The organism is Thermogutta hypogea, from assembly GCF_055386265.1.
Genome location: NZ_AP042425.1, coordinates 1,174,099 through 1,200,033, shown reverse-complemented (window position 1 = coordinate 1,200,033; position 25,935 = coordinate 1,174,099). Strand labels below are relative to the sequence as shown.

Below are 25,935 nucleotides of genomic sequence, written 5' to 3'. Positions count from 1 at the left end.
AAACTTCAGGGGTACTCTTCGCGTCGCGGTGGGTTAAAATACGAGAGCGTCCCCTCGGCACCCTCACGTTATTGTGTAGGCCCGCAGAACGAATGCAACCGGTGGCTCAGTGCCAAGCAGGGCTCTCACCTTGGTTGCGAGTTCCGCAACATCCGCTTCGAGTAGGAAGATTCCTGAGCCTTTTTAGGAGATTGAACATGAGAATCGGTCTAGCGATGTTGGTCGGATTGGCGGTGATTGCGGCTTCCACGCCGGCATGGGCCCAACGCTCTCAGTCTCCCCGAGCGGTATACGAAGTGAAGACGTTGCCGAAAAACGACGTTGAAAAACGCATCCTCGAGGTAATCGAGAGGGTAGGACGCGATCAGCGCGCCGGAAACATGATCGTTCCGGAGGAGGACGGCCGCTTGCTCCGTGCGTGGACGGAGGCGGTCGGAGCCAAAAATGTGGTCGAAATCGGCACCTCGGTCGGTTACTCCGGCCTGTGGTTCTGCCTAGCTCTGAAAGGGACGGGCGGCAAATTGACCACGTTCGATATCGACGAACGCCGAGCAGCGATGGCTAAGGCCAATTTCGAAGCGGCGGGCGTAGCCGACATTGTGACGATCGTGCTCGGGGATGCCCACGAAACAGTCAAGGACCTCAAGGATCCCATTGACGTCCTTTTCCTCGATGCGGACAAGTCCGGCTATCTCGATTACCTCCAGAAGCTGTTGCCGCTGGTGCGCCCCGGCGGAATCGTTATCGCCCACAACATGACCCCCAATATGGCGGATCGACGGTTTGTCGAAGCGATTACGACGAATCCGGAGTTGGAGACGGTCTTCCTCCATATGGATGGCAGCGGTGTCTCGATTTCCGTCAAAAAGCACTGAGGATAAACCCAGCGACAGCGTCACTTACCCCCGGAACATGTACAGTCGGCCCATCCAGCGGGGCTCGGCAGGGTTTTGCGTCACGATTTTGCGTCACGATTTCGGGCACTCACGTAGGGGCCGGGCAAAAAACCCGGCTACGCCTGTCTCAACGCGTGGCAAAAAGCGGTTGGCGGTCCTTGCCAAAAAAAGCGTGATCGCTACACTAAATCTTTTGCGGATGGACAATTTCGCGACACACACCGCCCGTGCGGTTATTGTTTTTCGGAAAGCAAAATTGAAATAGGTGCGCGGCATGGCCAAGAAGAGGGTGCGAACGAAACGACGCAAGCGCGATCCCCTGATGGTGGATGGACAGTATCCTCGTCCGCTGTACGTTGATTACAAAGACATCGAATTGCTGAAGAAATTGACGAATCGTCAGGGCAAGATCGTCGGGCGTCGCAAGACCGGGTGCGCTGCCGCCAGCCAGCACGCCGTCACAAAAGCCATCAAGCGTGCTCGCTACATGGCTTTGTTGCCGTTTGTCGGCGAGTGATTAGCGACGCCGTCACGGCTGCTAGTGCTTCCGTTTTTTGATGGCGGCGTCGATGGCGTCCGCGACCGTCTGGAGCGCTTTGATTCGAGCGTAGAGTTTGCAGTTCGCCTCGAGAATCGTCCAAGGCGCGTAAATGGTGCTGGTTCGCTCCAGCATCTCGACGACGGCTAATTCGTATTGCGCCCATTTCTCTCGGTTGCGCCAGTCCTCCTCCGTGATTTTCCACTGTTTGGAGGGAGTGTTGACGCGCTCTTGGAACCGCCGAAGCTGTTCCTCTTGATCGATGTGAAGCCAGAACTTGACGATCACCGTGCCGAAATCGGCGAGTTGGTGCTCGAATTCGTTGATTTCTGAAAACGCCCGCTTCCATTCTCTTTCCGCACAAAAGCCCTCCACGCGTTCCACGAGGACACGGCCGTACCAGGAGCGATCGAAGATCGTGATGTGACCGGTTTTGGGAATATGGCGCCAAAAACGCCACAAGTAGTGGTGACGGCGTTCCTCGTCCGTGGGCGGACCGATGGGAACGACTTGATATCCTCGTGGATCGAGCCCCCGCGTGAGCCGTTTGATATTGCCGCCTTTGCCCGCGGCATCCCAACCTTCATAAGCAATCACGACGGGAATTCTGGCCAGGTAGGCCTGGTGCTCCAAATGATAGAGGCGGGAGCGAAGATGACGCAGCTTTCTCTCATACTCCTCACGCGTCAGTGACAGTGTCAGATCCACGCGATCCAAGATCGTGGGACGAACAAGGGCGTTCGCTTCCGGGACCGGCGCGGGCGCCGCCGTCGCGGGAGGGGTGTCGCGGCCTGCAGCGAGTGCGTCGCGCACCCGCTGCGTCAGCGTCCGAAAGACCTTGACGCGAGCGAATTTGGCCTGGGTTGCCTCGATGATCGTCCAAGGAGCATCTGCCGTGTTGGTGCAGGCCAAGGTTTCTTCCACGGCTTGTACCCACCGCTCATAGTCGCGATTCTGCCGCCAATAATCTCTGGTAACCTTCCACGCCGTGGCGGGATCCTTTCGCAGGCGGCGAAACCTCTTCCGCTGCTCCTTAGCGTCCACATGCAGCCAGAACTTGTGAATCAGGGTGCCGCCCGCCGTCAATTGTCGCTCGAATTCCAGAATCTCGGCATAGGCACGCGCCGACTCCAGCTCGGTAATATCTCCCCGGAGGCGTTCCTCGAGAACGCGATAATACCACGAATGATCGAAGATCACGATTTCGCCGGACGAAGGCAGGTTCATCCAGTATCGCCACAACCAAGGGCGACGGGACTCTTCCGCGGTGGGTCGCGTCACCAGGTGCACGCGAAACCCCCGCGGATCCAAGGTTTGCGTCAGGCGGTTGATTAGGACCCCCTTGCCCGCCGCATGCCATCCCTCGAAGACCCAAATCATGGGCAAGCCGGCTTTGCGAGCCGCACGTTGGCAGTTCCCCAATTCGGTTTCCAATTGCGGGTACCAGAGGTCGTAATCCTTCCGCGAAAGGCGTTGATTCAGATCGATCAGTTCGAGCATGTGCGTCGCTCTCGGAAATTGACGGACCCTGGCTGATCCTGCCCCCGTGTGGGAATACGGCGGTGCGATTGGAGGGCTTCGGCAACGCTCTGTGTCGGTCGGCCGAGAAGGCGGACCTTTACTTTCGCACGAGCACCTTCATCGGCAAATCGGCTCTAATCCGCCTCTTGCCGACCCTCTGCGGAAAAGATATGCCATAGCGACGTCTGAGCCGCAGTGTCGTCGCGTGGAAACAGCAGCCGCTCGAGGATTCAAACGGCATCATCACCACAACCGTTTTTATCGGCCGTTTTGGATTTTTCGGGCGTGAAGAAACGACCGAACCAAATGCCCGCCAAGGATTTCTGATCTTCGGGCGGGAGAAAAAAGCGTGCCTCGAACGCAGGCTCGGCCTCTTCGACGCCTTGCAGCTCTAGGGCGCGGTTTCGCCGCCGATGCAATAGAGGCGTTCCCGGCCTCGCAGAAAGATCTTCCCGTCCGAAACGGCGGGCGAAGCCAACATCCGATCCGGGATCTCATTGACGGCCAAGGGGCGGTATTCCCTTGCCGCTTCCACCACGGTGCAGCGCCCGGAAGTGTCAAGAAAGTAAACCCGGCCTTCCGCCGCGATGGGAGAGGCCTTGAATTCGCGGCCCATCCGTTCCCGCCAGCACATCTCGCCGTTCGCAAGATCCAGACACTGTGCGACGCCGTTGTCGGCGGCAATGAAAAGAAGTCCGTTGCACACGACGGGTGAAGGAGAATCCGGCGTATTGCTCGGATATTGCCATAGAATCCGCTCCGCGGGAAGCGTACCGCTGTCGCCGATTTTGGCGGCGAAGACCGGTCCGCGCATGCCCATGGTCGCATAAACCACATTATCGTGCAGGGTCGGCCCGGTGATCACGCGATTGCCGGCCAAACCCGGCAAGACCCACACTTGCCGGCCTGTGGCCGCGTCGTAGGCGTCCATTTGTTCGGCGCCCATGACGATCACTTCCGTGCGCCCCTCGGCTTCCCGCACCAGCGGCGTCGTATAGGCGTCGCCATGTTCCTTTTCCGCACCGGTCATGCGTTCCGTAAACCATACGGGGCGACCGGTCTCGAGATCATGAGCCGCCACGTAGCTCACGTTGGGCCTTTCCTGAATATCGGCCAGCGAGTCTTGAATACAGATTGAGATGAGGAGGTCTCCGACAATCACGGGCGAGTTCGCGCGTCCCCACCAAATACTGTACGGACCGTAGTCCGATTGTAGATTTCGCTTCCATTGGGGATTTCCCTCCATGTCGAAGACGGCCAAATCGCCGTTGCCGAAATGGGCTGCCACGAAACGGCCGTCCGTAACGGGCGAGGGGCTGGCGAGATTATTGAGTGCATGGAATTTCTGCCGCCCCCGCGGCGCTTCGCGCGGAGCTTCGTCGTTTCCGACCTTCCGCGTCCAAAGGGTTCTGCCGTTCGTTTTGCTCAGGCAGATCAGCAGCAAATCATTTTGGTCGTCTTGCGTGGTGAGAAAAATCCGATCCTGCCACACCACCGGCGTACTATTTCCCCATGCTGGAATCTCGGCCGTCCACAAAATGTTTTCCCCCTGCGACCACTTCCAGGGAACGCCGGTTTCGCGACACACCCCCGTACCGGCAGGTCCTCGCCACATGGGCCAATTCTCGGCCGAAACTGCCGTTCCCCAGCAGATCGCGAGCCAACCAAGAGCCTGCAATGCCGCGCGCCGGATCCGTCCCCTCCAAGCGCCGAACCGACGTGTGCCGGGAATAGTCATGAGAGACTGCCTTCGGAAAGGTGGCGTTTCGCCCGAAACGTTTCATTCGTCGTCAGCCCGGAGGGCCGGCGTCATCATGGGAACATACTCGCAGATGTCGTTCTCCCCGAAAAAGATCGCCAGTTCGCGCTCCGCCGACTCCGGTCCGTCGGATGCGTGGACCAGGTTCATTTGCCGCGAGGAACTGAAATCGCCGCGAATGGTGCCGGCCGTCGCCTTGAGGCCGTTCGTGGCCCCCACCATCTCGCGAACCACTCGTATAGCCTCCGGTCCCTCCACCGCCATGGCGACGATGGGCGCGGACGTGATGAACGCTTCTAGGCCGGGATACCAGCTCTTTTGGACGTGCTCGGCGTAGTGCCGTTTGGCCAACTCCGGCGTAACCCGCAACATCTTCATACCGACGATGTTGAGGCCTTTGTCCTCGAATCTCGAAATAATGCGTCCCATCAGACGCCGCTGAACACAATCCGGCTTCAGTAACACCAGCGTACGTTCCATTGTTTCCTTTCTGAAAGACTGGCCTGTTTCAAAAGCACCACAATCGCGGCGGTCGGCCGCGAATCCGCTTTCGCCTTGATGGGCCCGAGATCCGCCGTTCGGACGCACTTGGCGAAGCCTTAGTGTAGCGGCCCGTTGCGGCCGGCTTCAAGGACCGGTGTCGGGGGCCATGGAGCGATCGCACAACCGCTTTCGCTGCCGGATAATCGGCCGGCACTTCTCGGCATCCCAGCTCAAGAGACACCGAAACGGGGGGCGTTCCGCCGCGTAACCGCATGCCCCGTCGGCTAGGCATTCGGCAAGCCGTGCGGGCTTACCGCAGGGAGTGCATCCTCGACTGCGAAACCGGGCGGCATGGGGCAATCCATCATGGCCGAAATGCTCCGCAACAGCTCCCATTCCTGCACGGTCACTTTCCCATCGGAACTGACGCAGGCCGCGGCCGCCATCAGGATTCGCTTCTTGATAGGCGGCGTAGCTCGCGCCAATTCCCGCAAAGCCGCTTCCAAATTCGCAAGCGAACAAGAAGCCGGTGCGAGCCTTTCGAGCGGACGGTCTATTGCCTCGCGGGCCTGCTGGAACGCCCTTTCGGCCGCCGTTGGGTCGCGGTTCCCGACGTGCGCCAGAAGCGAAAACACGATGCTCAACGGCTTCGCCAGCGGACTGAGCGAGGCGTAGCGGGCAGACGGGGCTTTGGTTCGCCCGAAATGTAGATCGAGATACCGTAATACGACCGCCTGAATCATGTACTCGAAAAGGTCGATCTTCTGATCGGCCCGCGCGAGCACCGTAACCGCCTGGCGAAACGCGTCATATTGCCGGAGAGATAGCTGTTTCAACGCCGGAAGCGAAATATCCGCCAACGGCAGACGAACTTCGATGGGCAGGCGATCGATGAGAACCGCCAGATCGACCGTCTGCTGATAGCAAAGCGGCTCGGTGCCGGATGTCAATGCGTCCAATTGCACCGCTCGGACAGTCCGATCCGAACTCAGCAGAAGTGCGAAAATCACGGCCCGAGCCGAGAACGGGTCGCTCGCGGCGTTGCGGATCGGCTGCGGAACGCCGTCGAGAATCACCGCGGCCGGCTCCAGTCCCACCGCCCCCATGCCAACGAGGTTCGGCAGGAGCGTCGCATTCAAGAGATCGCCCACGTCCCTTTTCGCCGATCTTTCACCCTCGTTCGTCGCTGTTCGGTCGAGGGGCGGCGGCAACCGTTTGGATGCCTTTGGACGACCTCGCACTTGACTAACAGCGTCGCTATCGGTTTCCAGCGGCCCCACGATCGGCGGGAACGTGCCGTCAAAATGCGGATCAAGCCGCTTGATTCGATCCACCAACGGCGGGTGAGTGGAAAACAGGTTCATGATCGTTCCGCTGAGGGCGTCGCAAAAAAACAGATGGCTGCACTCCTCGGCGTGCGGATCGCGAATTCGAGAACCCTCGCTGATGGCGCCGATCTTCTTCAACGCCCCGGCGATACCGTCGGGATAGCGAGTGAATTGCACGGCCGATGCATCGGCCAGGTATTCTCGCTGGCGAGACAGACTCGCTTTGATCAATTTGCCGAAAAACACGCCGACATATCCGATCACAACGAGAGCCGCGCCGGAAAGAAGGATGGCCGCACGCAAGCCGCCCTCGTTCTTGGATCGGCGAGATGAAGCCCCGTGGGCGGCGAAGCGAATGACATAATAGCCCAATATCGCCAAAAGCAAGATGCCGTGCAAAAGTCCGATCAGTCGCAGATTCAGCCGCATGTCGCCGTTGAGGATATGGCTGAACTCATGCCCCATGACCCCCTGCAATTCGTCTCGCGTAAGATAATCCAAGGCTCCGCGAGACACGGCCACCACGGCGTCACCGGGAGCATGCCCCGCCGCAAAGGCATTGATGCTCCGCTCTTCGTCCAAGACGTAGACCGGCGGAACAGGCATTCCCGACGCCAAGGCCATTTCCTCGACGACGTTGAGCAATCGCCGTTCCGCCAAATCGCGCGTGTTCGGGTCGATGCGTCGCCCTCCGAGCATCAAAGCGACCTTCTCGCCGCCGGCTGAAAGCTCCGCGATTTTGTACAGGCTGCCCAGGGAGATGACCGCCAGCGTACCGAGCGAAACCAGGACGAGGAGTTCCGGGTTCCACAGACGGCCGGCGACGTCACCGGAATGCCGGCCGGCAATGTCGCTCGGAACGTTTACCAGCAGCAATACGACGACCAGATAAATCGCCAACACAATCATGCACACTGCCGCAAAGAAGAGCGCCACCAGCCGGAAGCTCTTCCGCCTCGCGGCATCCTGCTGCTGAAAGAAATCGGTTGGCATGGGCGGCCGAATCCCGTTTTCGGAATGAAATCACTCTCGGAGAGACGCGCGCATTGAGCCTCCCTTCGCGGCAGTAGCGCAGCGGCCATTCCGCAGTACGGCGGATATCCTAGTGTAGTGTCTCACTCAGATGGGGCCTTATCCAGTGCGGCGCGGGCGCGACGGACTTTGGCGAGGATCGCCTCGGCCTTGGCCGTCCACGTGAAGCCCTTGGGATTGGCATTGTGATCGGCAATGTATTCATAGATCGCCCGTTCCAACTGCCGAACGCTCTTGAAGACGCCGCGGCGAATGCGGCGATCCGTGATGTCGCGAAACCAGCGTTCGACCAGATTCAGCCAGGAACTACTCGTCGGCGTGAAGTGGATGTGAAAGCGTTGGTGCCGTGCCAGCCACCGCTGCACCTTCGGATGCTTGTGCGTGGCGTAGTTGTCCACGATCAAATGCAAGTCGAGTTCGGGCGGCGTCTCCGCATCGATCTTCTTGAGAAACTTCAACCATTCCTGATGGCGATGTCGCGGCATGCACTCGGCGATGACCTTGCCTTCAGCCACCTCGATGGCCGCAAACAGCGTCGTCGTCCCGTGGCGTTTGTAGTCGTGCGTCAGCGTACCCAACCGGCCGGGATACAGCGGCAAACTTTTCTGCGTGCGATCGAGCGCCTGAATCTGGCTCTTCTCGTCGCAGGAGAGCACCAAGGCGTGTTCGGGCGGGTTGAGGTACAGGCCTACGAGGTCCACGACCTTTTCGACAAACCGCGGATCGTTGGAGACCTTGAAGGTCTTCACCAAGTGCGGCTTCAAGCCGTGGTCACGCCAAATGCGATGCACAGTCGCCTTGCTCACCCCCACGGCCTTCGCCATCGAGCGGGTCGACCAGTGCGTGGCGTTGGCGGGCTTCTCCTGCGTCGTCTTGCGGAGGATCTCCGCCTCCTTCGCGGCGCGGACCTTCGGTCTGCGACCGCCGCGCGGCTTGTCCTTGTCGAGGCCCGCCAGGCCCGCCTCCAGGAAGCGGGTCCGCCACGTTCCCACCGTGCGACGCGTGCAGCCGAGTTCGGCGGCAATCTCGTCGTTACGCTTGCCCGCCGCCGCGGCCAGGACGATCTTGGCACGCAACACCACGCGTGCCGGCGTGCTCCGACCCCGCGACCATTTCGTCAGCGTCGTTCGTTCCGCGTCACTCAACTCGATGGCTTTCGCAACTCGCATGGCGTCATCCTCCTCGGTCTGAGAGTGAGACGCCGGCGGCCATGGATAAGTTCCCTCAATTACAAGACACTACACTAGTCTTTGGGTGGCCGAAAACTCCGCCCGTCTTCGTAGGCACCATCGGAGATTATTCCGCCCTCAGAAAGCAACCTTGGGGGCTTCTCTCTGGCCGGGTTCTTCGATCTCGAACAAGTCGGCCGGCTGGAATCCGAACATTCCCGCAAAGATCACCGCGGGGACGGTCTCCCTCGCGATATTGTAAGCAGTTACCGCATCGTTGAACGCCTGCCGCGCGAAGGCGATCTTGTTTTCCGTGGCGGTCAATTCCTCTTGCAAGGCCAGCATATTTTGGTTGGCCTTGAGATCGGGATACGCCTCGACCACGACGAACAGTCGTCCCAACGCCGAGGTGAGCTGTCCTTCGGCACCGGCCAGGTCTCGCATGGCGCTCGGGTCGCCGGGCTGAGCAGCCGCTTTTTGCCCTGCGGCGGCCGCCTGGTTCCGGGCCTGAATCACAGCCTCCAAGGTCTCACGTTCGTGCTTTAGATAACCCTTTGCGGTTTCCACCAGATTTGGAATCAAGTCGTAGCGGCGTTTCAGTTGCACATCGATCTGTGCGAACGCGTTACGGTACCGATTTCGTAAGGTCACCAATTTGTTGTAAATGCCGATGACCAACAACACCAGCACCAGCAGCACGACTACGATGGCAACTCCCCAACCGATACCCATGGGATGAACCCCCATTCAACGGCGATTGGTAACCAAGGACACCCGGCGATGCTCGTGCACCGCCCCGGCCAACACCTCCGGCCTTCTAGCGAGAAGACTCACCACCAAAAAACGGACCACGATCCGGCTGATTCGGTCCAAGAAGACCATCGAGCCTGCGCGTCCGCCCGACCGATCCCAGCTTCAATTTAGCGTAGCAGACGCCTTGGCGAAATGGAACTTGCCGGATGCACAGCCCACTTTTTCGGTCCACTGAAGATGCTTTTCGGGCAATCCGGCGGGGATCGTAGGAAACCTTTACAGGAAGTCGGCCGCCGACTTCGTCAAAACCGTGGTAGGGGAAGCGAAAAGTGTAGCGGGAGAGCCCGGGGGAAAAGCACGGAATCGCGAACGGTGCCGAAGAGCCTTATCTATTTCCTGTAGGCACCTTTAGCCGACTTTGTGTTACGCAATGATTGCGCAACTCCCGGGCCGATCAAGACTTAGTGGAGGAGACCGGTCTCGAAGCGGTTTCCGTAAATCCTTGCAGGAGCGGCACTTATATATTCGCGACTAAGACTATTGGCACGGAATCCGGCACACTTCGCGACGATGCGGCACAATAGACGACTATCGGATAGAACCAACGGGTCCTACCGGCGAAAACTTGTTTTTTGTGGCCGGCGGGAACGGTCGCCGTCGCCGGTAGAGTTTGTTTTCGTGGTCCGAACCTAGGGAAAGGGAGCGAGCAATGAGCTGGGAAATCGTGGAGCACGTAGGCGATGAGATCGCAATCTGGTGGAACGGCGAAGAACGGCACTTGTCGGGGCTGCCGTATGCCGTCGGCGCGCGACGCCAAGGCTTTTGGGTCGAGCCGACGCGGGGCGAGTATCAAACCCTCAAGGCGGCCCGCGAGGCGGCCCGAGAGCGAATCGCCGAAGCGGATGGACGGCTGCGCGATCTGCAACAAGCCGCAGGCGAGTAATCACCCCTTCTTGTGGCGGTCCCCTTGGCGCTTAGTCGCGCGCCCATAGAATCGGATTAGAGCTCAAGGGCGGGCTAGGGAGCCTAGGCCCGAACCCGCGCTACCGCACGCGGTGCCCGCCCCCTTTCTTTTATTGCGGTGTCTTTACATCACGGAGCGGTGCCGTGTCTAAGTCGCCCACGCCGAAAGAACGGCTCATCGCCGAATTGCTACCCCTTACACACTGGGTGCCATGGGAAGTCGCGCGCAAGCATAAGGAAAGGGCGCGGCGATACCGGCATTGGGCCGTTGAAGCCGACGGAGCGGGTTTCACGGATGAAGCCGAGACGTTCCACCGGATCGCCGATCGCTACGTACAGCTGTTTCTCGGCTTTCTGAACGATAAAGCGTCCGTCCTCGTCCGTATGATGCTTTCCGATCCGCGGATGCCGGCGGACTCGCGAATGCTAGATGGTGACATCGACCCCGCGAACGCGGCGAATCTGGCCATTCGCGCGGTGCAACTACTGACGGCGGCAGGCGAAGCCCCGGGCGGTGCCCAACAGCCCGCCGAGGCGGTCGCGGAAAGCGTGAAGTTGTTGCGACCCAAGCGACGCGGCCGAAAAAAGGCCGACTATGAAACCGTCCAGCGGGAGGCCGCGCTTGCGGCCGCATGGGCCCGGGCGCGTGATAGCGGCGTCTATAAAGGCGACTTCGCACGCGATCACGGCATGTCCATAAAGCAATTGGACGCTTTGTTAGATCGCGTCGCGAAGCGAAATCGCCATTCCGAATAATTGTTCCGAAAGTCGCGCGAATTATTCGGAAAGAAAAACTTCTCCCCGCTTTCCGCGGCAAAAACGGGCTTTCGCCTACAAATCGTTCCGAATAATTATTCCGAATAATTCGGTTGGTCGGAACGTCGCTTAGGATATCCGGCGTGTAAGGCGTGTTAGTCCATGAAAAAGGATGCCGGAATGAGCGACTATGCGACAAACCCTCTGTTAGTGTCCCCCCGCGAAGCCGCCAAGATGTTGGCGGTTAGTCCCCGCAAGTTGTGGGCGATGACGTTCGCGGAGACGCCCTCCCTGCCCTACGTCCGATGCGGCCGGTTGGTGCGTTACTCGCCCGATGACCTACGACGCTGGATTGAAACGCAGAGGCGCGGGGCGGAGTCGGCCCTCCAAGACCACGAGGGGGGCGAGCGATGACCATCGACGACTTTGTGGCGTTGCTGGAGGCCCGGGGCTGCCGCCCTCGGCGGTCCGGCAAGGGCTGGGTCGCGAGATGTCCGGCCCACGAGGACCGGCGCCCATCCCTGGCAGCCGGAAGCGGCGACGACGGGCGAATCCTCGTCAAATGCTTCACTGGCTGTCCGACAGAAGCTATTTGCGGTGCTCTGGGCATAACCCTTGCCGACTTGATGCCGCCCAAGGATGACCCGCGGCCCTCCAGAGCGAGGCACGGCGGCAACGGCAAGGCGAAGCGCGAGAAAAAGCCGGAAGTGTTTCCTACGGCCCGCGCGGCCGTCCACGCCTTGGAACGTACCTTGGGGCAACGGTCGGCGCTGTGGACGTACCGCGACGCCCAGGGGCAGCCTGCCGGCGTCGTCGTGCGGTGGGACACGCCCCAAGGCAAGGAAATCCGGCCGATCGCCCGATGCAACGGCGGCTGGCGGATTGGCCAAATGCCCGAACCGCGACCGTTGTACCACCTGCCGGAGGTGATCAAAGCCGATCCTGGTGCCGCCGCCTGGGTTGTCGAGGGCGAGCGATGCACGGATACGCTGGCTGATCTTGGCTTGCTGGCGACGTCATCGGCGGGCGGGTCGCAAGCGGCTGCGAAAACCGACTGGCAACCTCTGAAGGGCCGAAAGGTGGTCATCGTGCCGGATTGCGACGCCCCTGGCCGGCGGTACGCCGAAGAGGTGGCGAGGCTTGTTCACGCGGGCGGGGCGAAGGAAATCCGCATCCTGGACCTCGGCCTACGGTTTCCTGATCTACCTGAAGGCTTTGATGCTGCCGATCTTGCGGCCGATCCTACGGCGGTAGGCCTGGCTCAAGGCGCGACGGCGGAGGCTCTGCGGGCGATGCTCGAGCGATGGGCCGACGAAACGCCGGTTTGGACGCCGGCGGAAGCCCACGATCCCGACGGCTCGGATGACGCATCGCTCGACGAGCACTACGAACCGTTCCCCGCGGACGCCCTTCCGGAACCGCTGCGGCGATTCGTGATCGAGGGAGCGGACGCCCTGCAATGCGATCATGCCCACATTGCGTTGCCTTTGCTGTCGATGGCGGCGGCGGCTATCGGCAATTCGCGTCGGCTGCGGCTGAAACGCGATTGGACCGTGCCTCCCACGCTGTGGACCGTGATCGTGGCGGAATCCGGCCAAATGAAGACGCCCGCACTACGCTTGGTCCTCCGCCCTGTTCGCGAGCGGCAACGCAAGGCCCTGGAGGCGTACGCCGAGGCCGTTCGTAGCTTTGAATCCGATCTACTGGTTTACGAGAAGACATTGGCGGAGTGGAAGCGATCCAAAGACCCCGCCGCAATACCGCCGGCCAAACCGGAACCTCCGCAATGCGAGCGATTCATCGTCAACGATACGACGCTGGAGGCCTTAGCTCCGCTGCTCTTGGCGAACCCGCGGGGGCTGCTGCTGACGTGCGATGAACTGACCGCGTGGGTCGGGTCGTTCGACCGATATGCCAATACCAAAGGCGGAGACCTTGGCCGCTGGCTTTCGGTCCATGCCGGCGAGGCTCTACTTGTTGATCGCAAAACGGAGCCGCGGACGATCTTTGTGCCTCACCCCGCGCTGTCGATCTGCGGAGGAGTGCAACCGTCAATCCTCAAGCGATTGATGGGGGATTCATATAGGGAATCGGGGCTGGCGGCCCGAATCCTGTGGGCATTCCCCCCGAAACGCCGTAAGCGTTGGACGGAAGCTGAGATCGCACCCGAAACCCAAGCGGACATCATACAACTGCTTGACCGGTTGTTCGCACTGGAATCGGCGATCGACGAAGACGGAAGGTCGTGCCCGGTCGTTCTCGGTCTGACGCCGGACGCCAAAGCCCTATGGACGAACTTTTACGATGCACACGCGGCGGAGTTGATCGATCTGGAGGGCGACTTGGCGTCGGCATGGGCGAAACTGGAGGAGGCTGCCGCGCGGTTGGCTTTGGTGATGCATTGCGTTCGAAGAGCGTTCGGCCACGCGACGACGGACGCCGTGGACGTCATCAGTATGCAAGCCGGGATCGAATTGGCGACGTGGTTCAAACGCGAAGCAAGGCGTATTCACAACTTGTTCTCGGAGACGGACGCCGACGCGGACCGAAGGCGACTGATCGAATGGATCGAGGGCCGAGGCGGAGCGGCGGCGGCTCGAGACTTGACCCGTGGACCACGCAAGTTTCGGAGTAAGCCCGGCGAGGCTGAAGAGGCCCTTGCGGCCCTGGTGAAAGCCGGTATCGGATGCTGGGAATTGTCGCCCGAAAACCAAAAGGGGGGACGCTCAACGCGCGTGTTTCGTCTTAACCCTGAGTGGCGACGGCGACACAACCTCAAGAAAAGGCCGAAAAACGAGGGTTTCGTCGCCGTCGCCAGTGTCGCCGGTGAACCATCGCCACCTGTAACGCCGGAACCGCCGAACCCTATGCCCCCCGTAGGTGGTGGTGACACTGAAGCGGCTGCTACCCCTGCACGAGAGGGGGGCGACGACGACTGGGAGGTGATCACTTTATGAGCCCGATCGCGCTACTTTACCGCGACGGCGTGCAGGTCGATTGGGCGGGCGGCGAGCTGCGGCTGCGCATCCGCAAGGGGGCGTTGAGCCCCGAGGAAGTCCAAGCCCTTCAAGGGAGCAAGCGATTGGTCGGCGGCTGGCTCCTGCTCCGGCGGCTTTGGAAGGCCGGCTATGAATTGCGGCTGGAACCGCGAAGCGACGGCCAAGGCTACTTCATCCTGCCCCGCGGACAGTGCCCCCCCGGCACGGACATGGCGGGGCTGTTCGACCTTTACGAAAACTTCCACGATAGCGCGGTCGAGCTGCTCTTGGAGACATGCCGATTGCTGAAGATCGACCCGGAGGAGTATTGCTCCGCGGCACGCCAAATCGTGCCCGCGCAAGGCGAGGCGTCCGAGGCGGGGACGGCGTGAATCCGACCGCGAAAGTTGGTAAAGGTTGGCACACAAAAAAGGGTTGACACACGATCGGCAGGAAATCGAGAATACGGCTGGAAAGTGAAAGGGGAATCATGGCATCCATCGGACGCGACCCGAACGGCGGAAAACGCATCCTGTTCGTGGATGATGACGGCCGGCGGCGGACTATCCACCTTGGCAAAATGTCCGTCAAGCTGGCTGAGACGGTCAAGCACCACGTGGAAACCGTGCTGGCTTGTCGGCGGGCCGGTGTTCCCTTGCCCGCGGCGACGGCGACATGGCTGGGCGGCACCGACGACGTGCTGCATGACCGGCTGGCACGGGCCGGACTGGTCCCACGGCGGCAGAACGAGACCCTTGGCGAGTTTCTGGCCGACTGGCTGCAATCCCGGAGCCACTACAAGGCGACGAGCCGGGATGCCTGGAGCCGGTCCGTCAATGATCTGATCGGCTTCTTCGGCAATGACGCCCCTTTGCGGAAGATCGGCCGCGACGAGGCCCAAGCCTTCCGGCAACACCTTGTGGAGCGCGGATTGCGGGGTACCACCATCCAGAAGAGGCTACAGCACGTGCGGCTGTTCTTCCGCGATGCCGTCCGGCAAGGACGACTGGACGCCAACCCCTTCGAGCACGTCACGCACAAAGGGGGTCGCCCGGAAGAGCGGCGGGCCTACGTCCCCGTGGAGGACGTGGAGCGGGTCATCCGGCAATGCCCCGATGCGACTTGGCGACTGCTGCTCGTTCTGGCCCGCTACGCCGGATTGCGGACCCCGAGCGAACCCTTCGCCTTACGTTGGCGGGACATCCTTTGGGATGAGGACCGTTTCGTCGTCGATTCCCCCAAGACCGGTCCGCGGGCCGTCCCCCTCTTTCCCCGCGTTCGGCAAGCCCTTGCGGAGGCCTTCGAGACGGCGCCCGAGGGGGCGGAGTTCGTCATCCCCGACGGTATGCGACAACGGGCGATGGGTCCCCGCGGGCTGCGTAACTGCAATCTGCGGACGACCCTGGAGAAGATCATCAAGCGGGCCGGACTGAAGCCCTGGTCGAGGCTGTGGCACAGCCTCCGCGCGTCATGCGAAACCGACCTCGTCCGGCAGTACCCCCTACCGACGGCGGCGAAGTGGCTGGGCAACACGTCCGTCATCGCCATGCGGCACTACGTGGACGTGACGGATGAGGCCTTCCGGCAAGCCGCCCGGCGCGGCACAGAATCCGGCACACTCTTGGCACATTTTACGGCACAGCAAGCGGAAGCACCCTGTTGCACGACGGTGAAAGGCTTGACGTAAACCCCGATGGATTGCGGCTTTGTGCATCGTGGTGCGCTTCGGATACACGGGATGCAAAAGCGCAAAGTGGAGGAGACCGGACTCGAACCGGCGACCTCCTGCTTGCAAAGCAGGCGCTCTCCCAGCTGAGCTACACCCCCAAATAAACAAACGGCCGCTTACCAGCGGCAATACCCATGATGACGGGCTACAAGAGCGGGAGACGGGATTCGAACCCGCGACATCCAGCTTGGGAAGCTAGCGCTCTACCCCTGAGCTACTCCCGCAGGATTGAGCATACTTTTTGTAGTTTAAGGGGTTGCTACAGCGCCGTCAACCTCATTGCCTTGGCGGGTCATTGATTCGGGTCTCCCGGCTCCTGTCCTCATTGGTAACGAATCGCGTTGGTTCGGGGCGCGCCAATCTGCTATCATGAAGGCGTCGTGCTACACCGAGTCGAGTTCGTCCGATCGGGGCGATCGGGAGCAGGCCCGGCGCCGGGACACCATCTTGGTTTCCAAAGTCAAGCCGGTGTTACTGAATTAGGGAGAGCGGCAATGGCGGAACCCCTCGAACACACCCGACACCGGAACTGGCTGGAAACCATGCTCCGTTACATCCCCGGCTTCCGCGGGTACTTGGAAAAGGAGTACCGGCGCGACAGCGACGACCTGCAACGACGCTGGCTCCTCCAGCGGATGGATACGTGCAAGAGATCTCTCGACAACTTGACCGGCTTGATTGTGGAGTCCGGCAACATCGACGTTTTGCCCAAAGTCGATACCGTCCGGGCAAAAATCGATCATCTCTCGGCTCGCATCGGCGGCGCCATGGAAGGGTACAGCGGCTTCTTCGATCTGGTACGGATTGACACGGACGTACTGGACCGCATCTATCAACACGACGTCTCCTTGATGGCGAAGGTGGATCGCTTGGCAAGCCTTGTGGAAAACCTCCCCCAATGTCAGGCCGATCTGTCCGACCCACTGCGCGACGTGGAACAAGGGCTGGACGATTTGCAGCGGGACTGGGACGAACGAACCAAGATTTTGGAAGGCATCGACTGATTGCCGGGGGGGTTTCCACGAACTTCGCCCACTCGGCTCGCCATGGGCGATTAGGGCGATATAGTTACGCTTGCCTCACCGGCGGTAGGCACGATCAGAACCCGCGATCTGAAAGGCGGCACGGCCATGGGTATCCGAATGGAAGTAATCCAGTTTCTGGATGAGACGAATCGATCTTTGGTGCAGCGGATACCGCCGGAGGGGACGGCCGACATCAAGGTCGGCGCGCAATTGATCGTCTACGAGAATCAGGAGGCGATCTTTTTCCGCGACGGCAAGGCCCTGGACCGGTTCGGCCCCGGACGATACACGCTGACGACTGCCAATGTGCCGTTGATCACGCGGCTGTTGACAATTCCGTGGGAAAGATCTCCTTTTCAATGTTCGGTCTACTTCATCGGAAAGCAGGTCTTCCTCGACCAAAAGTGGGGAACGCGACAGCCGATCGTGATTCGCGATCCCCAGTTCGGCATGGTGAGGCTCCGCAGTTTCGGCAAGTATTCCTTTCGGGTGCGGGATGCCGAGGTGCTGGTCAACACCTTGGTGGGGACGCAGGGCAAGTACACGACCGAAGAGGTCACGGCCTTCTTGAAGGATTTGGTCGTTGCTCGGCTTACCGACCTGCTCGGCACGCTCCAAATGAGCCTCTTGGATTTGCCCGCCAAATACGACGAGATCGCATCCGGAACGCGGGCCAAGGTGGCTCTGGATTTTACCAAGTACGGCTTGGAGCTGACGGACTTCTTCATCAACGCCATTACCCCGCCGGATGAAGTGCAACGGATGATCGATACCCGCAGCGGCATGGCGGCGGTCGGCGACTTGAACAGCTTCTTGAAGTACCAGATGGCTCAGAGTCTGACCAAGATGGCGGAAAAAGGGGGTGAGGCGTCGGGAGCCATGGGAATGGGTTATGGCGCAGGCTTCGGGATGATGATGCCCGGCATGATGCAGCAAGCGATGCGGGAAGCGGCCGGAGCCCCCACTCCAAGTGGGATGCCGCTGAGCCAATCGGCGCCCGTCGGCGCGATGGTAGTGCCGCCTGCCACTGCTGCGACTGCTCCGGGTATTCCGGAGCCGCCCGTCGAATTGGCGCCCGCTCCGTCCGATAAAGAGGTCGTTCTGGCCATGATAAAATCGACGGCGGATGCGGCGGGGCACGTTGTGGAACCTTATGGGGCCGGGTTGAGAATCACCTTACCGGTGCGCGAGCTTCGCAAGCAGATCGTGTACGTGGAACCTGTCGAGCCGACGCAAGAACATGGTGCATTCGTGCGTTTTTGGAGCGTCTGCGGACCGGCAGGTGAGAAGAACGCGGCGGCGCTGTTGCGTTACAACGCGCGGATTCTGTACGGCGCCTTCGCCTTCCACAAAGTCGGCGAGCAAGATATGATCGTGCTCCAGGCCAACGTCTTGATGGAAGGGTTGATGCCGGCTGAGGTATTGAGAATCCTGTCCGCCATTGCTTGGCAAGCGGACGCCGTCGAGCAAAGGCTCACCGGGCAAGACGTTTTGTAGCGGTTCGCTCCCGGCAAGCGCGGCGGCCGTCGGCACGGAATCATGCGTCACGGAGGCACCATGCTGCAAGTCGAAACTCCTCGCCACCAAAGGGGTGTTGTTCCGTACCCTTCCCGATTCCCGTGGCTGCCTGCCCTGATATGCTGCTTTTTCGGGTTCGGCCGGACCGTTGGGATGGACTTGCTGCGCATTCAAGAGCAAGGCGTCCAACGGGAACTTCGAGGCAAAATCCTGACCGAAGGCCGGGACGGGGGCGTCCTTCTTCTCGGACAAGACGGGGTACTGCACACGATTCAGCCGGACCAAATCTTGACGCGAGGCACCGACGAATCGCCATTCACCGCCTTGACCGCGGAAGAGGCCGCGGCCCTATGGTTGTCCCGATTGCCCGACGGTTTTGAGGTCCACCGCACGTCCCACTACGTGATTTTGCACAACGCCTCGCGCGAATACGTCCGCTGGTGCGGCGGCCTGCTGGAACGGCTGTACGTCTCGTTCAACAACTATTTCACGCGGCGAGGGTTTCAGGTGTCCGAGCCGCAATTCCCTTTGATCGTCATCGTCTTCGCGACGCAGGCTCAATACGTTGAGCATTGCCGCGAAGAGGTGGGGCCCGCGGTCTCGCAGATCAAGGGACACTTCAACTTGCAGACGAATTTGGTGACCACCTACGACTTGACCGGTTCACGCGGAACGGTTTCGGCGTTGGAATTGGCGCGATCGCTGGCGAGGCCCGAGGTACAGCAGAATATCGCAACCGTGGTGCACGAAGCCGCCCACCAGTTGGCCAACAATTGCGGATTGCTTCGCCGCTGGAACGACACGCCGCAATGGCTCAACGAAGGTTTGGCCATGTTCTTCGAGACGCCGGACGTCCGCGGGAGCCGGGCGGTGACGTCCGTGGGTCTGGTGAATACCGCACGCTTGGCTCAATTCCGCAGTTATCTTTCGCGTCGCCCCGCCGATTCGCTGCGCACGTTGCTCCAGGATGATCGGCGGTTGCAAAACACCGACACCGCGACGGATGCCTACGCCGAGAGCTGGGCCCTGGTCTACTATCTATTGCTCCAACGTCCCCGAGAATTCACCGCTTACATGGAGCACATCGCGTCGAAGCCGCCGCTGGCCTACGCCGATGCGGAAGAACGGATTCGCGATTTTCGCGACATGGTGCACGACGACTTGGAAAAGTTGGATGCGGATTTCGTCCGCTTCATCTCGCGTCTGAAATAGTTCGCGGTCTTCCCGACATCCCGGCCCGGCGATCGGTTCTGCAAGCCGTCCCTTGGTTGCATCGCCGGCTTGCATTTCCTAAGATGTCAACGTCCGCCATCGAAGGGATCCGGTTCGTTGCCGGATCTCGCGGCATAGGTTCTTTTGCATCCCAGTTGAAGGAACGAACGATGAAGAAGCGACAATCCGAAATGGCAGGTAAAGGCGGGAATCCGACGCGCGCGGCGAAGGGCACCTCACGGCGAGACTTCTTGCGCACCACGGGGGCGGCTGCGGCGATCGGGATGACCGGCCTGAGCTTGGCTCGCGGAGCGCACGCCGCCGGAGAGGACCCGGTCCTGAAAATCGCCCTGATCGGTTGCGGCGGGCGAGGCACCGGCGCCGCCGCGAATGCCATGGATGCCGACCCGCGCACTCGACTGACCGCGATGGCCGACGCCTTCGAGGATCGGCTCAATAGTAGCTTGGCCGCCTTGAAGGAGAAGTACGCGGACCGCGTGGACGTGACGCCGGACACGACGTTCGTCGGTTTGGATGCCTACGTCAAGGCCATTCAAAGCGATGTGGACGTCGTTCTGCTTTGCGAACCGCCGCACTTTCGGCCGATGCATCTGCGGGCGGCCGTGGATGCGGGCAAACACATCTTCTGCGAGAAACCCGTGGCCGTCGACGCCCCCGGCTATCGTTCCGTCCTGGAAAGCACGGAGATCGCAAAGCAGAAGGGTCTGTCGCTCGTTTCCGGTCTGTGCTGGCGGTATCACAACGCCACCCGCGAGACCGTCCAGCGGATCCAAGATGGAGCGATCGGCGACATCGTGACGATACAAGAGACTTACAATACGGGTCACATCGGCGGGCGCCCGCGCGATCCCGCTCTTACGGAAATGCAATTCCAGGTCCGTAATTGGTATTGCTTCACGTGGCTTTCGGGAGACCATAACGTCGAGCAACATATCCACAGCCTGGACAAGGCCTTGTGGGTGATGCACGACGAACCGCCCGCCGCCGCCTGGGGCTTGGGAGGCCGGCAAGTTCGTACCGAGATGCCGAAGTACGGCAACATCTACGATCACCACGCCGTCTGCTACGAATACGCCAACGGCGTCCGAGTTTATTCCTTCTGCCGTCAGCACGCCAACTGCTGGAACGACACCACCGACCACGTCTTCGGCACCAAGGGATTGGGCGTCATCCTGAATGACTTCCGTATCGACGGCCCCGAGAAGTGGCAATACAAGGGCGAAAACACGAACATGTACGTCGCGGAACATCAAGCATTGTTCCACTCCATCCGCGCCGGAGAGCCGATCAACAACGGCATCTACATGGCCCGCAGCACAATGATGGCGATCATGGGCCGCATGGCGACTTATACCGGACAGCGCATCACGTGGGAACAGGCTACCCAATCGGAGGAAAACCTGTCGCCGTCGTCCTATGATTGGAACGCGACGCCGCCGATCGTGCCGGATGCCGAAGGACGCTACCCCGTCGCCATTCCCGGCATCACCAAGTTCGTGTGATCGGTCGTCATGGCGACCGTCGCGGCGGGAGTTGACGCTCGCCCGAATGGTCTAACAAAAACTCGACCGCGGCGGCCCGAAAGGCTGCCGCGGTTTTTTTGCGCCGACACCGGTTCGCTGAGCGTGAGGAAAACAGGCAGTCGGTTCAGCCCACGCGAAGTTGCCGGTGCACCTCCTCGATGACATCGGCCACTTTCCACGCGCGACGATCCGCCCGCAATTCTGCGTTCTCCGCCAACCACTGATCCACGCGCTTCTGCGCAGCGATGACGGTGGCGTGGCTCTTCTTACCGAAGTAGCGCCCGATCTCGTTGAGGGGAGCCCGCGTGTACTTCCTCGCCAGCCACATGGCCAGCATCCGCGGCCCACTGATTCGGCGATCCTTCGTATCGGCGTGGAGGGACTTGTCGGGCAGGCCGAGCGTACGGCAAATCGCTTGCTCAATCTCTTCGATCGGCACCTCTCCGGAAGAGGACGCCATGAGATCCGCCAAAACTTCCTCGGCTTCCTTTCGGCCGATCGGCGCGCCGGAGGTGCCGGCGAACGCTTTCAATCGGCAAACCGCACCGGCTAATTGGCGCACGTCGCCGGCCAGCCTCTGCGATAGCCAACGGCACACCGGCTCGGCGAGATTCAGGTTCACGGACCGAGCCGCCCGGGACACGATCTCCATCCTCATCGAGGCGTCCGGCGGATCCAGCCGGCAAACCATTCCGCTTTGTAAGCGACTGATCAGCTCGGATCCCAACTCGCCCAACTCTTGCGGCGAGCGATCCGCGGCGCAGATCACTTGACTGCCGTTCTTGAGCAACGCGTCGATGGTGTACAGCAACTCGATTTGCGTCTGACGTTTGCCACGAAAGAACTGAAGATCGTCCAAGATCAGAAGCCGTACCCCGCGGTACTTCATGCGGAGCGCCGCGACGCCGCCACCCTTGACCGCGTCGATGAAGGCACTCGTAAACTGCTCTGCCGACAGGTACAAGGCCGGTAAATGTCGATGGCGTTGCCGGACCGCGGACCAAACCCCTTCCAGCAAGTGAGTCTTGCCGGTCCCCGTCGGTCCGTAGATCGTCAGCGGAGAATACTCGCCGAGATGCTGGATCACCGTCTCCGCCGCGGCGAAAGCCAGTTGATTGCAGGGACCTACGACGAAATCGCGGAGATTGGCGAATCTCCGGCCGCGCCGGACGGCTTTGGATCGCGAGGCCGATAGGGATTCCTCTTCGCATCCTGCCCGCGACGTTTCCCAAGACGTCAGGATTGCAGGTGCGAGAGGCGCAAAATTCTTGGCCGGGTTTTCGGCCTTCCGATCTTCTCGCGACCGTTCGGCTCCCTTCGCCCGCGACGCGCCGGCCGCCGAATTTGCATCGACACAGTCCTCGTCCATGGAAAACAACGTCGGTTGAAAGGGCGGCCGATTCGGTCGGTCATCGCCGGCGCCGGCCCGCGGCACGCCGTCACCATTGGCACGGCGGATCGTTGCGGCGCGAACTTCGGCAGTCCGTGCCGTCATGCGACTTGCTGAATTATCAGCCTCGTCGACCTGCGCATTCTGCGAGACGGAGATCACGTCACGGGGTTCGGGCAAGATCGCGGTCAGGTCCGTGCTGTGGGATGAACCGATCGGAACGTCGCCGGAAAGGCACGTTGCGGGCGATCCCTCCGATCGCATATCCACGTGCGTCCGGCCGCACAGGCTTTTCTCCCCGGCTGCCGCGGTCGCTTCCCAGCCCCCTTCCGGGCTTGCCGAAGGAGGAGAACCCTCCACTCTCAAATTGGCACGCAGCACCTCCGGTTGGGTGAAAAGGCTGGGTCGTGGGTTCGTCTTGGCGGGCGGTTTAAGTCGAAAGTCGATGGCCGGAGAGTACCCCAGCACCGCCGCACAGCCTTCGTCCACGTGCTTGCGAAAACGGGTTCGCAACCAATCCAAATAGAATTGGTTGGGTACGATGACGAATACGCGAACGCCATCCCACAGAAATTGAGCGCTCTCTCCGAACCAGAGATGAAATCGCTCGCGTCCGACCCTGTCGGCGACTGCTTGCCGCAGTGCCGACACGATGTCCATATCGTCCTTGGCCACGGTCTGCCGCTCCCGATGCGCGCAAATCCAGCGCTAACGCAAAGCGTTCGGCTGAAATCACGAATTCCTGAGGCAGGCCTGCGCAGCAAGATGAGTTGCGCCTGAGCGACGGCGTCACCGCCGGGGCCCGCCCGTGTGTCACCCGATGAGCATGATTGTACCGGTGCATGCAATGCAATCAAAGCCCCGCGCGGGGACGGTGAGGGGAAATCTTCTGTGGTCGCACCGGCACGCTGCGAATAGGCAGAAAACAGTCCTCCATCGCTAAAGAGCGGATTCCTCCGCTATCTCTCAAGATGAATCGTGGTCGTGGGATGAATTGTCGAGAGGATGACCCCACCGACTTCGAGACGCGGGGGTTTCATGATCGCAACCCGTTGGTTCGGCGCTGGTTGCAACGCAGAAGGAGACTACTGATCCCGATTTGCCGCGAATCTGCGGTTTTGGTTCGCAGCCTCCGTCGGCGGTCAGCCGCGGCGCAACGAGCAAAGATAAACGACTCGCTCTTCCAGTTGCCGAAACCCGAACCGCCGGTAGGTCTTGATCGCCGGGTAATTGCCGATGTCCACCGCCAACAAGAGTGCGTCGCGCCCGCGACAGTGGGACAACCACTGAGCCTGCCGCACCAAATCGGCACCGCGACTCCGGCCTCGTTCGCTCGTTATCAGCCCCATATATACCAGCTCCATTTGATTCGTCTCGGTGTGGTCCGCCAGGATGAGGCATCCCACGGGACGATCGCCTCGCATCACCGCGAACCAAAGATCCGGCGAATAAGGGCTGGTAGCGCGATAACTGGCGAGCACGTCGCTCGTTTGACGCATGCCGTTCAGCCGGGGACAATCCAGCGTCCCTTGGTAAGTTGCCTCGACGATCTCTGTAAAGCGAAACTGGGAAAGCTGGTTTGGAGAAACAAAATGATATGGCGTGGAAGGCGGCTCTGACGGAAACTCACTGCTCAGTGCCGCAAGGTACACTAACTCTGTCAAGTATTCGAATCCCGACGCTTGGAGCGGCTCGACAAAGGGGCTCTGTTTGTCAGGCAGGCTGGTGAAAATCAGGTCCGTGGTCGTTGCCCGCAACCTTTCTACGATGGCGCGATAAATGGTGGAGACGACGGGCAAGTCCGCGTTGGTTTCGATGCCGGGAGCGGACAGGATGGCGATTCTCCCCGGGTAGACGGTCCACATTACGGCTGCCACCAAGCGCCCGTGCTTCTCGACATGGAGCACACCGCTGGTGCCGGGAGGTGCCTTCCGCAAATGCGATGAAAGGAAACGGAAATTCTCCGCTCGGTGCTCCTCGGGATATTGGGTGCAGATCAATTCGATGGCTCGAGCCAGCCGCTCGCCTTTGGTGGTATGGATCGTAACCGCGTCGGAGGCGTCTTCGGAAAATCGGCCGTTATCTGTCATCGGACGCCTCCATCATTCAGATCGTATCTCTTTCCCAAAGCTTGAATCTTCAGCGGACTCGCGCAGGATTTCTTCGATCAGCATCCGCGGTGTGCCGATGTCCAGCACATGCACCTCGCCCGTATAATTCTCGGCTTCCTTTACCAAGAAGCCCGGCTTCCAAGCCACGAAAGTTGCGGTGACGTCCGCTCGGACCACTGGTCCGTCGGTAGGACCGCCGTCACAATCGAGGCCGCTCGGCAGGTCTACCGCCAGCACCTTCTTACCGGATCGGTTCAAGATCGCAATGACCTCGTCGAAGGGCGGCCGAACCGGCCCGACCGTACCCGTTCCCAACACGGCATCGACAACCCAGTCGGCAGCCCCAAGTCTTTCCGGCAGGTGTTGCTGGAAAATGGGAGACGTGAGCTCATGGATCCGAATCCCTGACTTGCGAACGATCTCGAAATTGACCAGGGCATCGCCCTTGAGCTGATCGGGCGTTGTACAAAGCACTACTTCGGGATGAAACCCCCGCAGATCGAGGTGTCTCGCAATCACAAAACCGTCGCCGGCGTTGTTACCTCGCCCGCACAGTATCAACACCGCCCCGTCAATACCGATACGACAAAGCAGATCGGCCGTTCCACGACCCGCGTTTTCCATCAGAACGATACTGGGAATGCCATATTCATGGACGGCGCGCCGATCGACCTCACGGATCCATTTGCGACTGAGTACGATCTTTGCATTCATCGGATGGCCCGGTCAGGATAGGTCCAATGGAACACAAAAGCCCCCGCGAGCGAACCGATTCCTGTCATCAAGTCCCCAACCGGCGGCATAACTCAAAGTATCGCATGAACGCGGCCGGGGGAAAACCTCGGATTCCGTGGGCACGGTATGGGAAAAGCGGCCGATTGCCGGAATGATCCGGCATCACGGGATGCGAGAGACAGTTGGGGACCGGATTCCGGACGCCGTAGAGGCTGGAAGCTTCTCTCGCCGTAGGCAGCGGTATCGCCCGGGCAACGCGGACACCGCGAAATTGGCTCGCCAAACCGCCTTGCTATTCGCTGCGCGGGACGGAGCGGCGTCTCTCGTCGATTCGCCGTGACATCGCTTTGTTGCGCCGCCGCGCGGCGCGAAGACACGGCAGGCATGCCCCACCGACGAAGGCGAACCCGGTTCGGCAAAATTGGTTGCCGCAAGAAAAACCTGGCGCCACCGCCGAACGAGTGTCCTCGACGAAACGCCATTTTCCACGGGATC

General features: G+C 60.7%; 22 protein-coding genes and 2 tRNA genes. 12 read left to right on the top strand and 12 right to left on the bottom strand.

What is annotated here, in order from left to right; translation table 11 throughout:
* Positions 1–197 precede the first annotated feature (197 nt).
* Together ACZ5B4_RS04190 and rpsR are read left to right on the top strand one after the other, a co-directional pair.
* Positions 198–875, top strand: a complete 678-nt coding sequence (locus ACZ5B4_RS04190) for an O-methyltransferase (protein WP_464913181.1) — start codon at positions 198–200, stop codon at positions 873–875.
* A gap of 295 nt (positions 876–1,170) precedes the next feature.
* Positions 1,171–1,413, top strand: a complete 243-nt coding sequence (rpsR, locus tag ACZ5B4_RS04185; protein ID WP_464913180.1) for a 30S ribosomal protein S18 — start codon at positions 1,171–1,173, stop codon at positions 1,411–1,413.
* 21 nt (positions 1,414–1,434) lie between these two features.
* Here rpsR and ACZ5B4_RS04180 read toward each other — a convergent pair whose 3' ends face one another.
* From ACZ5B4_RS04180 to ACZ5B4_RS04150, 7 genes are all read right to left on the bottom strand, one after another.
* Positions 1,435–2,934, bottom strand: a complete 1,500-nt coding sequence (locus ACZ5B4_RS04180; protein WP_464913179.1) for a hypothetical protein — start codon at positions 2,932–2,934, stop codon at positions 1,435–1,437.
* Positions 2,935–3,346: 412 nt separating this feature from the next.
* On the bottom strand, positions 3,347–4,570 hold the full coding sequence (locus tag ACZ5B4_RS04175) for an outer membrane protein assembly factor BamB family protein (protein WP_464913178.1): 1,224 nt from the start codon (positions 4,568–4,570) through the stop codon (positions 3,347–3,349).
* A gap of 165 nt (positions 4,571–4,735) precedes the next feature.
* Entirely contained in the window at positions 4,736–5,194 is a 459-nt protein-coding gene (gene ndk / locus ACZ5B4_RS04170; RefSeq protein ID WP_464913177.1) for a nucleoside-diphosphate kinase, read from the bottom strand.
* Positions 5,195–5,481: 287 nt separating this feature from the next.
* On the bottom strand, positions 5,482–7,518 hold the full coding sequence (locus tag ACZ5B4_RS04165) for a M48 family metallopeptidase (protein ID WP_464913176.1): 2,037 nt from the start codon (positions 7,516–7,518) through the stop codon (positions 5,482–5,484).
* 122 nt (positions 7,519–7,640) lie between these two features.
* Positions 7,641–8,726 carry an IS630 family transposase gene (locus tag ACZ5B4_RS04160; protein WP_464911496.1) on the bottom strand — a complete coding sequence of 362 codons (1,086 nt, stop codon included), beginning with the start codon at positions 8,724–8,726 and terminating at the stop codon, positions 7,641–7,643.
* Between the two features lie 138 nt (positions 8,727–8,864).
* A complete protein-coding gene (locus ACZ5B4_RS04155) occupies positions 8,865–9,458 on the bottom strand; it encodes a LemA family protein (RefSeq protein ID WP_464913175.1) in 594 nt (197 codons plus the stop codon).
* A 15-nt stretch (positions 9,459–9,473) separates the two neighbouring features.
* Positions 9,474–9,608, bottom strand: coding sequence for a hypothetical protein (locus ACZ5B4_RS04150; protein WP_464913174.1), 135 nt, complete (start codon positions 9,606–9,608; stop codon positions 9,474–9,476).
* Between the two features lie 580 nt (positions 9,609–10,188).
* On the opposite strand from ACZ5B4_RS04150, the gene ACZ5B4_RS04145 reads away from it, so the two are divergent.
* From ACZ5B4_RS04145 to ACZ5B4_RS04120, 6 genes are all read left to right on the top strand, one after another.
* Positions 10,189–10,422, top strand: a complete 234-nt coding sequence (locus ACZ5B4_RS04145; RefSeq protein ID WP_464913173.1) for a hypothetical protein — start codon at positions 10,189–10,191, stop codon at positions 10,420–10,422.
* Positions 10,423–10,586: 164 nt separating this feature from the next.
* Positions 10,587–11,198 (top strand): hypothetical protein, encoded by a 612-nt coding sequence (locus tag ACZ5B4_RS04140; protein ID WP_464913172.1) that lies wholly within the window; start codon positions 10,587–10,589, stop codon positions 11,196–11,198.
* 162 nt (positions 11,199–11,360) lie between these two features.
* Entirely contained in the window at positions 11,361–11,612 is a 252-nt protein-coding gene (locus ACZ5B4_RS04135) for a helix-turn-helix domain-containing protein (RefSeq protein ID WP_464913171.1), read from the top strand.
* Positions 11,609–14,155, top strand: a complete 2,547-nt coding sequence (locus ACZ5B4_RS04130) for a DUF3987 domain-containing protein (protein WP_464913170.1) — start codon at positions 11,609–11,611, stop codon at positions 14,153–14,155. Before ACZ5B4_RS04135 ends, ACZ5B4_RS04130 begins: the two co-directional genes overlap by 4 nt.
* Positions 14,152–14,568 (top strand): hypothetical protein, encoded by a 417-nt coding sequence (locus ACZ5B4_RS04125; protein WP_464913169.1) that lies wholly within the window; start codon positions 14,152–14,154, stop codon positions 14,566–14,568. Before ACZ5B4_RS04130 ends, ACZ5B4_RS04125 begins: the two co-directional genes overlap by 4 nt.
* Positions 14,569–14,666: 98 nt before the next feature.
* Complete coding sequence (locus tag ACZ5B4_RS04120; protein WP_464913168.1) at positions 14,667–15,863, top strand: tyrosine-type recombinase/integrase; 1,197 nt, start codon at positions 14,667–14,669, stop codon at positions 15,861–15,863.
* Between the two features lie 67 nt (positions 15,864–15,930).
* On the opposite strand, the gene ACZ5B4_RS04115 is transcribed toward ACZ5B4_RS04120, so the two are convergent.
* Together ACZ5B4_RS04115 and ACZ5B4_RS04110 are read right to left on the bottom strand one after the other, a co-directional pair.
* Positions 15,931–16,003, bottom strand: a tRNA-Ala gene (locus ACZ5B4_RS04115).
* A gap of 54 nt (positions 16,004–16,057) precedes the next feature.
* Positions 16,058–16,129, bottom strand: a tRNA-Gly gene (locus tag ACZ5B4_RS04110).
* A 270-nt stretch (positions 16,130–16,399) separates the two neighbouring features.
* Between ACZ5B4_RS04110 and ACZ5B4_RS04105 the strand changes: the two genes are divergently transcribed.
* From ACZ5B4_RS04105 to ACZ5B4_RS04090, 4 genes are all read left to right on the top strand, one after another.
* On the top strand, positions 16,400–16,909 hold the full coding sequence (locus ACZ5B4_RS04105; RefSeq protein WP_464913167.1) for a hypothetical protein: 510 nt from the start codon (positions 16,400–16,402) through the stop codon (positions 16,907–16,909).
* A gap of 126 nt (positions 16,910–17,035) precedes the next feature.
* Positions 17,036–18,427: an SPFH domain-containing protein gene (locus ACZ5B4_RS04100; protein WP_464913166.1), complete on the top strand. Its 1,392-nt coding sequence runs from the start codon at positions 17,036–17,038 to the stop codon at positions 18,425–18,427.
* 174 nt (positions 18,428–18,601) lie between these two features.
* On the top strand, positions 18,602–19,660 hold the full coding sequence (locus ACZ5B4_RS04095; RefSeq protein ID WP_464913165.1) for a DUF1570 domain-containing protein: 1,059 nt from the start codon (positions 18,602–18,604) through the stop codon (positions 19,658–19,660).
* A 170-nt stretch (positions 19,661–19,830) separates the two neighbouring features.
* Complete coding sequence (locus ACZ5B4_RS04090) at positions 19,831–21,183, top strand: Gfo/Idh/MocA family oxidoreductase (RefSeq protein ID WP_464913164.1); 1,353 nt, start codon at positions 19,831–19,833, stop codon at positions 21,181–21,183.
* Between the two features lie 145 nt (positions 21,184–21,328).
* Here the strand turns inward: ACZ5B4_RS04090 and ACZ5B4_RS04085 are convergent, their stop codons facing one another.
* From ACZ5B4_RS04085 to ACZ5B4_RS04075, 3 genes are all read right to left on the bottom strand, one after another.
* Entirely contained in the window at positions 21,329–23,269 is a 1,941-nt protein-coding gene (locus ACZ5B4_RS04085) for a DnaA ATPase domain-containing protein (RefSeq protein ID WP_464913163.1), read from the bottom strand.
* 467 nt (positions 23,270–23,736) lie between these two features.
* Entirely contained in the window at positions 23,737–24,684 is a 948-nt protein-coding gene (locus ACZ5B4_RS04080; protein WP_464913162.1) for a GNAT family N-acetyltransferase, read from the bottom strand.
* Between the two features lie 12 nt (positions 24,685–24,696).
* Positions 24,697–25,419 carry an NAD(P)H-hydrate epimerase gene (locus ACZ5B4_RS04075; RefSeq protein ID WP_464913161.1) on the bottom strand — a complete coding sequence of 241 codons (723 nt, stop codon included), beginning with the start codon at positions 25,417–25,419 and terminating at the stop codon, positions 24,697–24,699.
* Positions 25,420–25,935 lie beyond the last annotated feature (516 nt).

Coding starts and splice junctions, on each gene's coding strand:
- ACZ5B4_RS04145 (WP_464913173.1), top strand. CDS start 10,189: ATGAGCTGGGAAATCGTGGAGCACGTAGGCGATGAGATCGCAATCTGG.
- ACZ5B4_RS04100 (WP_464913166.1), top strand. CDS start 17,036: ATGGGTATCCGAATGGAAGTAATCCAGTTTCTGGATGAGACGAATCGA.
- ACZ5B4_RS04150 (WP_464913174.1), bottom strand. CDS start 9,608: ATGGTCTTCTTGGACCGAATCAGCCGGATCGTGGTCCGTTTTTTGGTG.
- ACZ5B4_RS04165 (WP_464913176.1), bottom strand. CDS start 7,518: ATGCCAACCGATTTCTTTCAGCAGCAGGATGCCGCGAGGCGGAAGAGC.
- ndk (WP_464913177.1), bottom strand. CDS start 5,194: ATGGAACGTACGCTGGTGTTACTGAAGCCGGATTGTGTTCAGCGGCGT.
- ACZ5B4_RS04130 (WP_464913170.1), top strand. CDS start 11,609: ATGACCATCGACGACTTTGTGGCGTTGCTGGAGGCCCGGGGCTGCCGC.
- ACZ5B4_RS04180 (WP_464913179.1), bottom strand. CDS start 2,934: ATGCTCGAACTGATCGATCTGAATCAACGCCTTTCGCGGAAGGATTAC.
- ACZ5B4_RS04120 (WP_464913168.1), top strand. CDS start 14,667: ATGGCATCCATCGGACGCGACCCGAACGGCGGAAAACGCATCCTGTTC.
- ACZ5B4_RS04080 (WP_464913162.1), bottom strand. CDS start 24,684: ATGACAGATAACGGCCGATTTTCCGAAGACGCCTCCGACGCGGTTACG.
- ACZ5B4_RS04105 (WP_464913167.1), top strand. CDS start 16,400: ATGGCGGAACCCCTCGAACACACCCGACACCGGAACTGGCTGGAAACC.
- ACZ5B4_RS04075 (WP_464913161.1), bottom strand. CDS start 25,419: ATGAATGCAAAGATCGTACTCAGTCGCAAATGGATCCGTGAGGTCGAT.
- ACZ5B4_RS04160 (WP_464911496.1), bottom strand. CDS start 8,726: ATGCGAGTTGCGAAAGCCATCGAGTTGAGTGACGCGGAACGAACGACG.
- ACZ5B4_RS04135 (WP_464913171.1), top strand. CDS start 11,361: ATGAAAAAGGATGCCGGAATGAGCGACTATGCGACAAACCCTCTGTTA.
- ACZ5B4_RS04125 (WP_464913169.1), top strand. CDS start 14,152: ATGAGCCCGATCGCGCTACTTTACCGCGACGGCGTGCAGGTCGATTGG.
- ACZ5B4_RS04155 (WP_464913175.1), bottom strand. CDS start 9,458: ATGGGTATCGGTTGGGGAGTTGCCATCGTAGTCGTGCTGCTGGTGCTG.
- ACZ5B4_RS04090 (WP_464913164.1), top strand. CDS start 19,831: ATGAAGAAGCGACAATCCGAAATGGCAGGTAAAGGCGGGAATCCGACG.
- ACZ5B4_RS04095 (WP_464913165.1), top strand. CDS start 18,602: ATGGACTTGCTGCGCATTCAAGAGCAAGGCGTCCAACGGGAACTTCGA.
- rpsR (WP_464913180.1), top strand. CDS start 1,171: ATGGCCAAGAAGAGGGTGCGAACGAAACGACGCAAGCGCGATCCCCTG.
- ACZ5B4_RS04175 (WP_464913178.1), bottom strand. CDS start 4,570: ATGTGGCGAGGACCTGCCGGTACGGGGGTGTGTCGCGAAACCGGCGTT.
- ACZ5B4_RS04190 (WP_464913181.1), top strand. CDS start 198: ATGAGAATCGGTCTAGCGATGTTGGTCGGATTGGCGGTGATTGCGGCT.